The organism is Conexibacter sp. CPCC 205762, assembly GCF_030646155.1.
In the GTDB taxonomy this organism is placed as follows: domain Bacteria; phylum Actinomycetota; class Thermoleophilia; order Solirubrobacterales; family Solirubrobacteraceae; genus Conexibacter.
This window is the reverse complement of sequence record NZ_JAUTDN010000034.1, coordinates 26,565-39,287: the sequence shown is the minus strand read 5'-3', so window position 1 is coordinate 39,287 and position 12,723 is coordinate 26,565. Positions and strand designations below refer to the sequence as shown.

Annotated in this window: 14 protein-coding genes and 1 pseudogene; 8 read left to right on the top strand and 7 right to left on the bottom strand. The window is 66.1% G+C overall.

The window, feature by feature from the left end; all coding sequences use genetic code 11:
* The first annotated feature begins 167 nt into the window (after positions 1-167).
* Both Q7L73_RS21445 and Q7L73_RS21440 read left to right on the top strand, forming a co-directional pair.
* Entirely contained in the window at positions 168-392 is a 225-nt protein-coding gene (locus Q7L73_RS21445) for a ribbon-helix-helix protein, CopG family (RefSeq protein WP_304693932.1), read from the top strand.
* Positions 389-649 (top strand): hypothetical protein, encoded by a 261-nt coding sequence (locus Q7L73_RS21440; RefSeq protein ID WP_304693934.1) that lies wholly within the window; start codon positions 389-391, stop codon positions 647-649. The genes Q7L73_RS21445 and Q7L73_RS21440 overlap by 4 nt, the downstream gene beginning before the upstream one ends.
* Positions 650-914: 265 nt before the next feature.
* Here Q7L73_RS21440 and Q7L73_RS21435 read toward each other — a convergent pair whose 3' ends face one another.
* Together Q7L73_RS21435 and Q7L73_RS21430 are read right to left on the bottom strand one after the other, a co-directional pair.
* Positions 915-1,124, bottom strand: a complete 210-nt coding sequence (locus Q7L73_RS21435) for a hypothetical protein (protein WP_304693936.1) — start codon at positions 1,122-1,124, stop codon at positions 915-917.
* A 13-nt stretch (positions 1,125-1,137) separates the two neighbouring features.
* Positions 1,138-2,010 (bottom strand): hypothetical protein, encoded by an 873-nt coding sequence (locus tag Q7L73_RS21430; protein ID WP_304693938.1) that lies wholly within the window; start codon positions 2,008-2,010, stop codon positions 1,138-1,140.
* Positions 2,011-2,507: 497 nt separating this feature from the next.
* On the opposite strand from Q7L73_RS21430, the pseudogene Q7L73_RS28805 reads away from it, so the two are divergent.
* The 3 genes and pseudogenes from Q7L73_RS28805 to Q7L73_RS21420 all read left to right on the top strand — a co-directional run.
* Positions 2,508-2,678 (top strand): annotated as a pseudogene (locus Q7L73_RS28805) (site-specific integrase); the annotation flags it as partial.
* Between the two features lie 21 nt (positions 2,679-2,699).
* On the top strand, positions 2,700-3,632 hold the full coding sequence (locus Q7L73_RS21425) for a site-specific integrase (RefSeq protein ID WP_304715642.1): 933 nt from the start codon (positions 2,700-2,702) through the stop codon (positions 3,630-3,632).
* Between the two features lie 27 nt (positions 3,633-3,659).
* Positions 3,660-4,031 (top strand): helix-turn-helix domain-containing protein, encoded by a 372-nt coding sequence (locus Q7L73_RS21420; protein ID WP_304693940.1) that lies wholly within the window; start codon positions 3,660-3,662, stop codon positions 4,029-4,031.
* A gap of 122 nt (positions 4,032-4,153) precedes the next feature.
* On the opposite strand, the gene Q7L73_RS21415 is transcribed toward Q7L73_RS21420, so the two are convergent.
* From Q7L73_RS21415 to Q7L73_RS21405, 3 genes are all read right to left on the bottom strand, one after another.
* Complete coding sequence (locus Q7L73_RS21415) at positions 4,154-4,960, bottom strand: hypothetical protein (RefSeq protein ID WP_304693942.1); 807 nt, start codon at positions 4,958-4,960, stop codon at positions 4,154-4,156.
* A 9-nt stretch (positions 4,961-4,969) separates the two neighbouring features.
* Entirely contained in the window at positions 4,970-5,644 is a 675-nt protein-coding gene (locus Q7L73_RS21410) for a hypothetical protein (protein WP_304693944.1), read from the bottom strand.
* A gap of 145 nt (positions 5,645-5,789) precedes the next feature.
* A complete protein-coding gene (locus tag Q7L73_RS21405) occupies positions 5,790-7,523 on the bottom strand; it encodes a hypothetical protein (protein ID WP_304693946.1) in 1,734 nt (577 codons plus the stop codon).
* A 200-nt stretch (positions 7,524-7,723) separates the two neighbouring features.
* On the opposite strand from Q7L73_RS21405, the gene Q7L73_RS21400 reads away from it, so the two are divergent.
* Positions 7,724-8,011 carry a type II toxin-antitoxin system Phd/YefM family antitoxin gene (locus Q7L73_RS21400; protein ID WP_304693948.1) on the top strand — a complete coding sequence of 96 codons (288 nt, stop codon included), beginning with the start codon at positions 7,724-7,726 and terminating at the stop codon, positions 8,009-8,011.
* On the top strand, positions 8,008-8,442 hold the full coding sequence (locus Q7L73_RS28800; protein ID WP_370552653.1) for a type II toxin-antitoxin system VapC family toxin: 435 nt from the start codon (positions 8,008-8,010) through the stop codon (positions 8,440-8,442). Before Q7L73_RS21400 ends, Q7L73_RS28800 begins: the two co-directional genes overlap by 4 nt.
* Positions 8,443-8,930: 488 nt before the next feature.
* Here Q7L73_RS28800 and Q7L73_RS21395 read toward each other — a convergent pair whose 3' ends face one another.
* Together Q7L73_RS21395 and Q7L73_RS21390 are read right to left on the bottom strand one after the other, a co-directional pair.
* Entirely contained in the window at positions 8,931-9,872 is a 942-nt protein-coding gene (locus Q7L73_RS21395) for a nucleotidyl transferase AbiEii/AbiGii toxin family protein (RefSeq protein WP_304693950.1), read from the bottom strand.
* Entirely contained in the window at positions 9,869-10,480 is a 612-nt protein-coding gene (locus tag Q7L73_RS21390) for a type IV toxin-antitoxin system AbiEi family antitoxin domain-containing protein (protein ID WP_304693952.1), read from the bottom strand. Before Q7L73_RS21390 ends, Q7L73_RS21395 begins: the two co-directional genes overlap by 4 nt.
* Before the next feature lie 207 nt (positions 10,481-10,687).
* Here Q7L73_RS21390 and Q7L73_RS21385 point away from each other — a divergent pair, with 207 nt between their 5' ends.
* Positions 10,688-12,619, top strand: coding sequence for a carbohydrate binding domain-containing protein (locus tag Q7L73_RS21385; RefSeq protein ID WP_304693954.1), 1,932 nt, complete (start codon positions 10,688-10,690; stop codon positions 12,617-12,619).
* Positions 12,620-12,723: the final 104 nt, after the last annotated feature.

Below are 12,723 nucleotides of genomic sequence, written 5' to 3'. Positions count from 1 at the left end.
GCCCTCACCACCACGATCGCCCTCCTCGCCGCCGAGTGCGACGACTACTGGCGCGGCGCCGCCGGCCTCGAAGACATCGCGACCGCCAACAACACCACCCGCCAACTGCTGCGCCTCCTGCGAACCATCGAGATCGACGCCACCGCCCCGACCCCGGAGCCGCCCTCATGAAGGCGATGACGCTCCGCCTCGACGACGCCGACGCCGCCACCCTCGCCCTGCTCGCCCGCGTGGGCGGCCAGTCCCGCGCCGCCGTCCTGCGCCAGGCGCTGCGCCGCCACGCCGAAGCCCGTCGAGCCGAGTCCGACTTCACCGAGCGCGCCCAGCAGCTTCACGCCGCCGAGGCAGACGCCCTCGGCCTCACCACCAGCTTTCAGGAGCCCACCTCATGACCAGCGACGACCACATACCCGCCCGCCCGCACTACCTCGAACTCGACCTCCCCGACGGCCCCCAGCGCATCTACCTCGGCCACTTCCACAACGACGGCAAACGCACCCCGCCGCCCGAGAAGTGGGGACAGATATGCCAGTGCCAGAAGAACTACGTCCCCCGCCAAGGCGCCCTCTGCCACGAATGCGTCGCCATGTACCGAGCCGCCGAAGACTTCGCACGCGAGATGACGCGGGAGGAGGACGACGACGAGTAGGGAACCGAAACACCCTCGTTGAGGTCCGTGAATCCAGTTCGCTCACCGGTTCGCTCGTTGAGTTCGCTATCGGCCTCGTCACGCCCTCTTTCAGTTCGCTCACAGCGCCGTAGCGAGGTGCCGAGATCGACTGCCCCACGGGCGATCTCAGGGCGTCGCTGTTCGGCGACATTTCTTTAAGGACGGTACCTCTGTTGTTGCCGATTGGCACTGCTCCGGGAGCTGCCCGTCCAGCGTCTCAACGCATCTGCGGCGCCCGGGATGGTCATCGTCTGGGAGCGGCTTGCTGGGTCGCTTGGACCAAGACCATGCCCTCTCGGAGTTGCGAGGCGACCTTGTTCCAGCTGATGGCGAGTTCAAGACGCTCGGCCATGGAGCGCTCACGGGCGGCGATGATCGCGGCCGGATTGGCGAGCGGGTCGCGGACGAAGTCGCCGGGTGCGGTTGGCGGCCTGTCGCGATCGGTGCGGCGCACAAATCCAGCGTACTCAGCTCCGCTGTCGATACTGCGCTTCGAGCGCGGTGGCGTCCTCGGCGTCGAACAGCCAGGAGCCGCGGTGTTGGTGCCCGGTGACCAGCGGGTTGCCGGCAAGTCTCTGCGCGCGCAGCCACGCACGGAACGTCTTGCCGCTGATGCCGAGGCGGGCGGCGAACTGCTCAGCGGTGACCTGGGCGCCTCTGACGGGACGGACGACGCGCGTGGTGGATTGGTCCGCAGGCTGCGGCGCGTGGCCGCTGCGTGGGGTTCTTGTGCGCCTCGGGGCCTTCGCGCCGGTGATGCCGTGAGGCTGCCTGCGGCCGTCGCCGCCGACGAGGTTCGCGAACGGCAGCGCAACCCCGCCCGGCAGGGTCGCGCGGGTGCCCGACGAGGTCGCGGTGGCGAAGGCGTCGAGCATCGCGCGCTCCGCGTCCTCGTAGTGGTCGCAGTACGCGTAGTGGACGTAGAGGTCGTCGGTCACGGTGAGCGTCTTCAGCGGCCAGCCGCCGGCATGTGGGCTGCGGTCGCCGAGCCGGGTCCGGTAGTACTCGGCCACGCGCTTGGAGACGAAGTCGCCGCGCTTGCCACTACGTGGGCCGGCAAGGCCGATGTAGAGGACGATCTCGTCCGGGCACCACATCGTCGCCAGTCGTTCCGCCAGCGTCTCGACGGCCGGGTGCCGTCCATCGACCGCCAGCTCTGGGCGCGCAGCGAGCAGACGCTCAACGGCGGGCCGAGAGATCGGCGCGGTCGCGGTCGGAGCGGCAAGGGCGACGACGTAGACGCCGGTCGTGCCGGCGGCGGGGATGCGCTCGCCCCATTTGACGCTGCCGTGCCGGCGCGCTCCTGCCGCCTGGAACAGTCTCCGCACGGTCGAGGCCACACGTCGACCCTATCCGCCCAGGTTCTAGCGCGTCGCATCAATCCCCGGGCATCCCTGTTCGTGGAACGAATAATCGGATGCCCGGCGATGCTGTCTGATTATCGTGGGTTCACTGAAATAGCGCTTGGCTTCGGTGCCGCGTCGAGCTAAGCTCGTTGCACGCTGAAAACCACGGTCGGGACGGGGCAAACGCCCGGCCGCCAATGCGATGAACCAGCCGATCGGACAGGCCGCTGCTCCTTCACGGCCGCCCGATCGAAGTCTCGGTTCTCGTGAGTTCAATCGAATAGGTGGTGAGACGAGAATGAGTGTGAGAGAGCGCCGAGTTGCGCGTGGAGTGTTCGAGCGGTTCTTCGACGGCGGCTCGGTGTACGTGCTGCGGTTCACGTCCGAGGGCGAGCGCCACTACGTGACGCTCGGCGCCCGCACGGACGGCTGGGATGACCGCAGAGCGACCGAGGAGTACGCCAACGTGATGGCCGACGTGCGCCGCAGATATCTGGCTCCCGCCCGACCGCACGAAGGCCAAGCGCGCCCAACAGCGTGCGGAGGCGAGAGCGATCCCGACGTTCGAGACGTTCGCGGCCGGCTACCTCGAAGGCCGCGTCGGCGAGGTCTCCGAGCGGTCGGTTGCGTTCGAGCGCTGGGCGGTCGACCTGCACTTGCGGCCGTTCTTCGGCAACTACGTGTTGGACGAGATCGACACGCAGCTCGTTGACGACTACCGCCGCCACAAGGTCGGCCAGTCCCGCGCCCGCAGCGCGGCGATCGAGGCTGGCAGACCGCTGACCGCGAGAATCCGCAGACGCGAGTACGTGCTGCGGCCGTTCGGTGCGACGACGATCAACAAGACGATCGAGATCCTGCAGACGATCCTCACGCAGGCCGTCGAGTACAAGCTGATCCCCGAGAACCCGGCCGAGGGCAGACGCCGCCGCCTCGCCGTCCCGCCCAAGCAGGCCGCGCACTTGGAGAGCGTCGATGAGATCGAGGCGCTGCTGCAAGCCGCCGCCGGCCTCGACCGCCAGCCCCGCTACCGCATGGCGGGCCGGCTGCCGTCGATCGCGACGCTGATCTTCGCCGGCCTGCGCGCCCACGAGCTGTGCCTGCTCAGATGGCGCAACGTCGACCTCGCCAACCGCAAGCTGCGGATCACGAGATCCAAGACGAAGGCCGGCATCCGCACCATCGACATCGTTCCGATCCTCCACGCCGCGCTGACCGACTACAAGGCCGGCTGCGACTACACCGACCCCGACGACTACGTCTTCCCAACCGGAACCGGCGGGATTCGCGACAAGGACAACGTCCGCAACCGCGTCGTCGAGCCAGTCCTGGAGGCCGCCGACGAACTGCTGATCTCCAAAGGCCGTAGCCCACTGCCCGAAGGGCTGTCGCCGCACAAGCTCCGTCACGCGTTCGCGTCGATCCTCGCCGCGCTCGGCACCGACCCCGACACGTCCAAGAGACAGATCGGCCACACCCGCTACGAGTTCACGCTCGAGGTCTACACCCACGACATGGCCAGCGACCCGACCCAACGCGTCCGCCTGCGCGAGCTGGTCAACAGCACCCCGCCCAGCACCCGCACCGACGAGCCGCCGAACACGCTCGCCGCCTAACCCAACCCAACGCCCAGGAGGCAGACCATGCGGGTCATCGACGACACCCTCATCACCCTCAAGACCCAGCGCGACACGATCGAGACCGAGATCACCGCCGAACGCGCCGCCGTCGAGCACAAGCTCGCCGACAGAATCACCGCACTGACCGAACTGAACGCCGTCATCAGAGCCATCGAACGCCAGCAGGGCGCCGGCGCCACCAACGGCTCTCGCGCTCCCCGCGGGCAGAACCGCGACAAGATCCTCGCCGTCATTGCCAACGGCCCCAGAACCACCAGCGAGATCGCAGACGCAACAGGCATCGGCCGCGGATCGGCGGAACGCACGCTCAAGCAGCTTGAGCGTGAGGGGTTAACGGACAAAACAGTCGAGGGATGGCTCGCGACCCGTGGCTGAACGCGACGAGAGAAGGGGTGGCGGGCAACGCCCGCCACCCCCGGGCTATCGCGCTGGGACAGCCCGTGCTGCCACAGCTTGGACGCCCGGTCCCTCGCGCAGGCGTGAGCAGCACGCTCACGTCACGTCGGCAGAAGACCTTCCTCCTCGACGATCTCTCCTTCGACGTAGCCCTCTGCGATTGACCCGACGTCATGCACAAGTCGAGCGCCGCAGACAGGGCAGCTGTCCATGGTGAGATCAAGAGTGTCGACGAGTTCTTTGAAGATCACCTGAGTCAGAAGCAGGACCTCATGAACATTTCGATGGACGTCTCCCCAGTGTTCAATAGAGATCCGAGTCGGTTCGCCCTCGGCCAGCCGCGCGCGGTCATCGTCGAGCTGCTGGCGCAGGACGAAAAGTGCGTCGATCAGATTCCGAATTCGGTCCCGAATCGTAAGGAACGCCAGAAGGGCATCGTCGTCCGCTGCATCGCGCATCGCCTTCCGACGTGCCCGTCGATCGGCTTCCTTCTCACGCCGAACGTTGTTCGCCGCAGCCTGTGCCCGACGCCAATGCCTCTGACGTGAAAACAGGTCTCGCATGCTGCTATCGACGTCGTCGTTCAGCAAAAGGTGGAAAGCGATGGCTGCACGCTGCTCGACAGGCTTCTTGTCGAGGGAGTCCCGCAGGCGCCGCTCCATTGCGTCCCGATGCTGCGTTCGGGCGTAGTCGCGGCGCTCGTCCGTGACGCACTCCCACAGCCAGCGACGACGCTCGTCCTGGCCTGCTCGTGCGATCAGCCCATCACGCCACAGGCCTACGCGAGCGTGAGACGCTTTGCTATGAGACAAGCCGGTAACGCTCTCGATGTCCCCGTCCGTGAGGCCAGGTTCCTGCTGCAGAGCAGCAAGAACCTGGTTACGGGCGCTTACAGGGCTTTCCGCCATGCTCGCGGATCAGTTTGTTCTTGAGAGCAGAGGGGTGGGCTGAGCGTCGGCGGTCGCGTCCATGCCAGCCATAAGCTCAGCATCGATCTGACGCAGCTCCGTTCCGAGCTGCTTTGCAACTCGTCTGCGGAGTCTCGGGTGGCGCTGCATAATCATTTCGAGATCCTTTCGGAGGTTGCGTGCGCGACGCACCATTCCCTGGATCTCCTTATCGACGCCGTCTTCCATGATGAGCGTCTCGTTGTCCGTCACGAAGATCGCCGCAGCCGGATCGTTCTGGCGGTGCACTCTGAACCGACAAAGCACGAGGGTCCCGTCAAGCAGGAGTCGACGCTGAATCCACCCGCCTCGCGAGGTCTGCGTAAGCCCCCAAACGGCGGTGTTGATTCGGCTGTACGCTTCCCGCTGAACCCGGTCGAGATCGTCGACGCCACCGTTCGCGCCGGGGCCATTGGGAAACGCGGCAGCGTAAAGCTCGCCTCTCGTGATCGCGTTCCGCGACCGCTCGCCCTTTGAGTCGACCAGGGCTCTCTCGATGACGATTCTGTAGACAGCTTCTCTCATTGTCGAATCGGACCGCTCTCCATCCTCATCGACATAGCCCTCCGCAGCGTAGGCGGAGATGATCGCTGCCTCTACGGCGTGCTCGAACTGGTCAAGCACTTCGTCGAACTTCTTCGACATATTTTCCCTTTCCGTCCTGCACGCATCTCGTATGGCACAGGGTGGATTTCGGTTCGCTCAAAACGCTAGCGAACTCCTGAGATGTATGTCAAATCGCCCGAGCTCAAGTGCGCCGGACGCGTCGCAGTCCCGCCCGAGTCGGGACCTAGAGAGGAAGTTCAGGGGTCAGGAGCGACTCGGGAGATCGCCCGATGACGGCTGCGACGACGCTTCTCGGAACCTGCAGTCGCTTCAGCCCTCCAGGCTCGACCTTGAAGCTGCCTCCTGAGTAGCGACGACTCACACGTCTGAGTTCACGTTGCCCCTCTATCGAGCGCAACCATTTTGCGAGAGGTGCGGGATTGCCCTCTCTGAGGGTGAGACCCAGGAGGTTGTTGGAAGCAACGGCTTTCGCTTTGTTGACAACGATTTTGAATGTCTTCTGTGTGAGGGGCGAGACGAGAATGTCAGGACGAGGCAGCTCCGTGATTGCCCACCATTCCCTGCGCTGAGTGGAAAGGTGGCGCCTTGAGACGGTGTCTTCGTGCTCCGCGAGGTAGGAGACGAGGGGCGCCGGGACAGGTTTGTACGGATCGAGCGTAAGCAACCACCGAGGTTCGTCTGCGCCTCCCCAAGTTCTGTGAGCAGCCTGTGTCATCACGGTGCCTTCGAAGCGGCGCAGTGAAGCGACTGCCGGGGTGATCACATCGTCGGGAAACGCCGCCCGCTCGCTGTCGGTCAGGAAGAAGAAGAAGTTTGCGCCAGTGGCAGTGCCGCGACGAATCGTCACGAAGGTGGTCAGCGGCAGCACCGCATCTGGCTGGTCGAACGAGTCTTCCGCCCAGAACCAGTTGTCCGGTGGTGGTTTGTCCCGCGCCATAGTCCATCTTTGGATCAGCTCGACGTTCCCGTTCATCGACTCGGCGCGGGCGAGTCTGATTGGGCGTGCGACGGAGCGCTCTGGTCCGATCATCAGGACCGCAGCCTGGACATTGCGCCCGACGAAGGGCTTGGTGTCGGCTCGCCAACGATGGATTTCGACCGGTCGGGAGCTGCTCCACATCGCTCGGCGCAAACCTCTCGCAGCGTCGGTGTAGACGATCGAGCCGGGCAGTACCATGCACGACAAGTCATCAGCTCGGAGATACTCCAGAGTGAGTGCTTGAAAGACTGTCGCCAGATTGGCGTGCCCGGTCATCTCGACGACCTTGCGCAGTCTCTCCGCGTCTCGCTTGTACCCACTCGTCAGCGACTGTGTGCGGGTATAAGGCGGGTTTCCCAACGCCAGGATCGGCGCTGGAGCGTCAGCGGCGAAGAGGCCGGGCAAGGCACTCGCATAGTCGGCGAGTTGCAAGTCGATACGACGCCTCGCCCATCTGGCGTCCTGCGACCGCTCGTATGCGATGCGCGCAGCCAGCAGACCCAGCGTGACGGGGTTGATATCGACTGCGATGACCCGTGCGTTATGCCAACGGCGAGCCGCTGCCACCGTGAACGCGCCAACGCCTGCGCCAGGGTCGATCACGCACGCGGGCTGCCGCCCGTAAAGGTTGTCGACGACAAGATCCAGCATGTGATCGACAACCTCGGACGGCGTGAACACCGTCCCGAGCTGCCGGCGGTTTGCGGCCGAGATGCACGCGTTGTACGCCTCCGCGAGAGGATCCTCGCCTCTTCTGAGTGCCTCGATGACAGCGCTTTGGACATCGGCAGGGGGCAACTCCGCGGTCTCCATCCACGCGGCTACGGGGAACGGCACAGGGCCCAAGTGCTTTCCAGCCACCGCGCGAGCCAGACCGCCAAGAGCAGCGAGACGCAACCGTTCGAGTGGCGTGGCGCCGGCGACGATGACACTCGACCGGACCTTCGGATCGACGTCCGTGCCGTCTGTCGGAGCCACAGTTTCCATCCACATACGGATGTGTCTCCGAACGGCAGGAAGCGCCGTACCTTGTTGCCTCGGCCTGTCCATGAGCAGGAACCTTATTTTGCGGTGCGGGAGGAGGTGGTCGCGGGGACGCAGAGCCGCCCGTCGCAGTCTCCGGGCATCGCATCTCTCGCCGCTGGCCGGGGGCCGATGTAGCGTCTAAGATGGTGGACATGACGCCACATGACGCAGCGCTCAAGCAGGAGGTGGGAGTGCGGGAGCTGCACGACCAGCTCAGCCGTTACGTCAGGCACGCCGCCGAAGGTGGCGAGGTGGTGGTGACGATGCGCGGACGGCGGGTCGCTCGGCTGTCTGCGATCGACGAGGTCGATCCGCTCGCCGAGCTGCGCGCGCGTGGGCTTATAGAGGAGCCCTCGCGGCCGAAGCGGCGACGTGCAGACAGTCGCCGGATCAAAGCCGGCGGGTCGGTGTCGGATCTCGTCGCCGAGCAGCGGCGCTGATCGTCTACTTCGACACCTCGGCGCTGGTCAAGCTCGTCTTTGACGAGCCGGGCTCGAATCTGGTCGGCGAGCTGTGGGATCGTGCGTCCTCGGTCGTCTCGGGGCAGCTCGTCTATCCCGAGGCGCGCGCTGCGGCCGCAGCGGCGCATCGCAACGGGCGGCTCGACGCCGGCCAGCTGAGAGCCGCCGTTCGCACGATCGATGAGATCTACAAGGAGCTGACCAAGGTCCGCGTCGACGCTCCGCTCGCTAAGGCCGCCGGCGAGCTGGCCGAGCGCCGCGCGCTGCGCGGCTACGACGCCGTGCACCTCGCGTCCGCCCTGTCGATCAACGACCCCGACGTCGTGTTGGCTACGTGGGACCGGGCGCTTGCAGACGCAGCGGGCCAGGAAGGGCTTGCGGTCGCGCCCGGCCAGCCTGACCGGGCCTGATTTTCGCGCTGTCGGGCCGGTAGCGGCTGCGGTATCGCCTGGACCGCCGCCAGCCGCCGTTTCTGCAACTTCACGCCGTCGAGTTGCAGAATCGCCGTGGATCGCCGCCAATCGCCGATGATCGGCCACCGTCGGCGGCGTGCCGAGCCCCACCAACCGGCCGGCAAAAGCCCTGCAAATTGCCACTTCTAAGGCCGACGTAAGCCACATCGAGCGGGCTATTGTGGTCCAGGCGGTCACGGGTTCAAGTCCTGTCGCTCACCCCTCATGAAACCCCTGCTAACGCGGGGGTTTCTGTGTTTCAGGAGCGGCCGAATCGGAGGGCATCGGAGCCGGAATAAAGGCACTAGTGCCTTTTGCCGGTCAGATGGCCGTCGATCACGGCGGATTCGGTCGATCCAGTTCGACGGTCGCGCTACGGTGCCGCTCCCGCAAACAGGTGGCCCCGGCAGTGCGCTAACACCCCAGGGCCGTGGAACCGGCGGGTCCTATGACCGCTCGGTACCCGATTGATCGCTCCGCACCCGCTCGACTCGCGGCTCGCGTGGGCTGCGCCAGGCTAACGGACGGGGATCCAGCTTCCCGGCTGGTCCCGTCCTGTCGACAGCACCGGGTCGAGCATTGCGGCAACTGTCTCTTGCCCGGCAAGCGGATCGCCCTCGGCCGGCACGCCCGCAGCCCGCTGACGCCATTCGGCGCCCCAGTCGTTCGGTGGGGCAGGTACGGCGGTCGGAATCGAATGGGTCGGCGCGACGAGCGAAGATCTCTTTGATCGCCGTTGTGAGCCGTTCGGCGTCGACGGTGGTGGTGTGCGCGATGACGGCGAGGTCGACGAGGTCTTTGACGCGGGAGCTGGGTTGGTTGCCGGCGTAGGTGCGCGTGTAGGCGTGGAGCTTCTCTGCGATGTGTTGCTCGATCGCCACGGTCGGGATGAGGAGGGGCTCGACGCCGGCGAAGTCGAGCAGCTGAGACGAAGTGACCGTGTCCGGGGCCAGCACTGGCTCGGTCGTGAAGCCGATGTCGATCGCCACGCGCTCGAACTCGCGCCCGGCGAGGCTCGCAGTGACAGCCCATCGCTGACCGCGACCTTCGAAGTCATCCTGTCTCCCGGACGGGCGGACGCTGAAGCGGAAGCGGTCTTCGAGCACCAGCTCGGCGGCGTCAAGCAGCAGGTCGACGCCTTGCTCTTCGTTGAGGGACGAGTCGATGTCAATGTCTCTCGTTGTGCGCGCCGCGTTTCCGAGGCGCAGTTCGAGCGCGAAGCCGCCTTTGAGGACCCACGTTCCAGGAGCGGAGACCTGCAGGCGGGCGAGCAGACGCTCGAAGACAACACGCTTACGCAGGCGTGAGATTCCCGACCGGTCATCGGCGGTCGCCTTTAGGCGAGCTTCAAGCGCCTCTCGAAACGCGCGGTCTGATGAGTACGTCACGCGCTTGCTGCTGTCAGCGCGGCTTCCAGCCGCAGCTGCCACTTCGCCGGCAGTTCGGCGCGCAGGCGGCGCGGGGTTGTGAGGCCGTGAACGATCGACTCGCGGACAGCGAGGTCGCTTTGCTCGGTCCAGCCATCGGTGCGCAGCATGTCGGCAATCGTGCGCTCGGCGCCGGTCACGGGGATGCCGAGCACCTCTCGGCGGCGCTGGATCGGTCGATCGCTGAAGTGGACGCGCACGCCGGCAGGCACGCGGAGGCCGCGCTTCGAGCGCGGCACGGTGACGTGGACGACGTCAGGAATCAAGTCGGTGATATCGAGCAGCTCCGCCGCACTCTCGTGGGAGACCACGGCATCAGCTCGGGCGAGTGCCAGCCAGCTTGCGATCACGTGCGCCTGCGGCGGCGTCGGGAAGCGTCGCAAACGGTAGACGCCGCGCGCCACGCGCTCCAGCGCCTCGCCCTCGGTGGAGTGGTACGAGAGGGTCGAGCGCGGGATCCCGGCAGCAACGGCCTGATGGGCCGCGATGAAGCCGCCTTGGGGCTCGGCGATCTCGTACAGCCGATCCAATACAGAACTGTCATTGATATCGACGGGATTCCCGTACATATACGTGACAGTAGCGCGTCGCCAGCGTCTGGCGCAACAACAGGGAGATGGCAGCGGAGCCAAATGACGGGGCCGCGGCGGGTCTGGGGTGTGGTCGGGCGCCGCCGCCCATATGAGCCTCCGGAGTCATGGCATGAGTCTCATCTGACGTGGACGCGCCATCTGTTAGCTATAGCATTTAGTATCTAGCTAACAAGAGGGGAAGGGATGCGTCGGATCCTGTTGGGCCTCGCAGTGGGGGCGGCCGTCGCGTGCGCGCTGCCGGCGACGTCGAGCGCGCTCGACGTCGATGTGACCGCCGCGCCGTACAGCGCGGTCGGCGACGGAGTGACGAACGACCGCGGCGCGATTCAGAGAGCGATCGACGCGGTCAACGCGGCGGGCGGTGGAAAGGTGACGCTGCCGGCGTCGAGAACGTTCCTGACCGGCAACCTGCGGCTGAAGAGCAACGTCGAGCTGACGATCGCCAGAGGCGCGACGCTGAAGCAGAGCCAGACGGTCGCGCACTATGACTACACGCCGCTGAAGGGGATGATCATCGACACCACGATCCCGTGGAACTTCACCTTCTACCGCAACAACCCGCTCGTCTACGCGGCGTACGCGAGCAACGTGAAGGTGACCGGCGGCGGCACGATCCAGATGACGCACCTGCCTGACGTCGCCGACACGGTCCTCAACGACGCGATCGGCCTCTTCCAGGTCTCCGGCTTCGAGCTGTCCGGCCTGCACGTGATCGGCGGCGGCGTCCCGTACGTCGGCATCTACTTCAGCGACAACGGCGCGATGCGCGACATGACGCTCAACGAGCCGTACAAGGACCCGGTCAGCGGGCTGGAGCTGATCAGCTCGCAGCACGTGATCGTCGAGAACAACGTGATGCGCAACCCGGACGGCAGCCCCGGCGCCACGGACGACGGCATCGCGCTCGGCACGATACACAACGATCCGCGATCGACCGGTTGGTGGAGAAGCGACGTCTCGGAGCCGCTCTCCGACGTGATCGTGCGCAACAACGTCGTCGAGGCGGAGTGCTGCAGCGCGCTCGCGTTCATCCCGTGGGCGTCGCAGACGGCCGACAAGCGCGACGGCGAGATGCGCGATATCCGGATCGAGAACAACGTCCTCAACGCGCCGTCCGCGTGGGACTCGGTCAAGTGCTGGTGCGACAACCCCTGGAACGGACCGGGCGGCGCGAGCTACAGCGCCTACGAGAGCGACCAGGCGCAGATGACCAACATCCGCTTCTCCGGCAACAGCTTCGGCGGCGGGACCAGTCAATTCATCAGAGCGAGAATCGCCGGCGTCCGCGGCGTCTCCTTCCATCCGGGCAACCCGTACGTGCAGAACCCCGGCTTCGAGACGACCGGGACCTCGAGCTGGACGACGACCGGCACGGCGAGTCAGGTCGGCGCGACCGACGGCCTCTCGGTCGGCCAGAGCGGCAGATTCTACGGCTACATCCAGGACTTCGGCAGCGGCTACACCGCGCTCGGCCAAGGGGTCGGACTGCAGGCGAGAACGACCTACCGCTATCGCGCGAGAGTGCAGACGAGCGGCGCCAACGTGCGGCTCTACGCGCACAACCAGTGCACGAACGAGACGGTCGGCGTCACCCACGCCTCCTCGACGAGCTGGAGAATCTACGACCTCACCTTCACCACCACGTCGGCCTGCTCCAACTACGAGATCGGGATCGACTCCAGCGGCCTGACCGGCAGCGGCTGGGCGCGGATCGACGACGTCGAGCTGCACGGGCCGAGGATCGACGACAGCGACCCGCGGATCGCCTACGCGGGCAACTGGCTCCGCTTCCCGGACCCGTCCGACTTCTTCGGCACCCACTCCTCCGAGCAGACCGCCAACGCGACCGCGAACGTCACGTTCTTCGGCACGAGAGCGATCTGGAGAGGCCTGAAGGGGCCGAACATGGGCTACGCCGACGTCTGGCTCGACGGCGTCTTCAGAGGGACCGTCGACCTCTACACGCCCGGCTACGGGATCGACTCCAGCCTCTGGGACACCGGCACGCTGGCGAGCGGCTGGCACGTGCTCGGCATCCGCGTCCAGGGCGCCCACAACCCGCTCTCGGCCGGCAACTACGTCTCGATCGACTCGGTCGCCGTCAGCGGCTACTGAGCCAGCACGCGCACCCCGTGTTCCCGCGGGCCGCGACATCTGGCGAGACAAACACAAAAGTCCCCCTGGTCTTCGGGGCTGCGCTGGTGAATCCTGAATCGGCG

Bases quoted from the DNA above. Each gene is read 5' to 3' on its own strand.
- Q7L73_RS21445 (WP_304693932.1), top strand. From the start codon at position 168: ATGAAGGCGATGACGCTCCGCCTCGACGACGCCGACGCCGCCACCCTC.
- Q7L73_RS21440 (WP_304693934.1), top strand. From the start codon at position 389: ATGACCAGCGACGACCACATACCCGCCCGCCCGCACTACCTCGAACTC.
- Q7L73_RS21420 (WP_304693940.1), top strand. From the start codon at position 3,660: ATGCGGGTCATCGACGACACCCTCATCACCCTCAAGACCCAGCGCGAC.
- Q7L73_RS21415 (WP_304693942.1), bottom strand. From the start codon at position 4,960: ATGGCGGAAAGCCCTGTAAGCGCCCGTAACCAGGTTCTTGCTGCTCTG.
- Q7L73_RS21410 (WP_304693944.1), bottom strand. From the start codon at position 5,644: ATGTCGAAGAAGTTCGACGAAGTGCTTGACCAGTTCGAGCACGCCGTA.
- Q7L73_RS21400 (WP_304693948.1), top strand. From the start codon at position 7,724: ATGACGCCACATGACGCAGCGCTCAAGCAGGAGGTGGGAGTGCGGGAG.
- Q7L73_RS21390 (WP_304693952.1), bottom strand. From the start codon at position 10,480: ATGTACGGGAATCCCGTCGATATCAATGACAGTTCTGTATTGGATCGG.
- Q7L73_RS21385 (WP_304693954.1), top strand. From the start codon at position 10,688: ATGCGTCGGATCCTGTTGGGCCTCGCAGTGGGGGCGGCCGTCGCGTGC.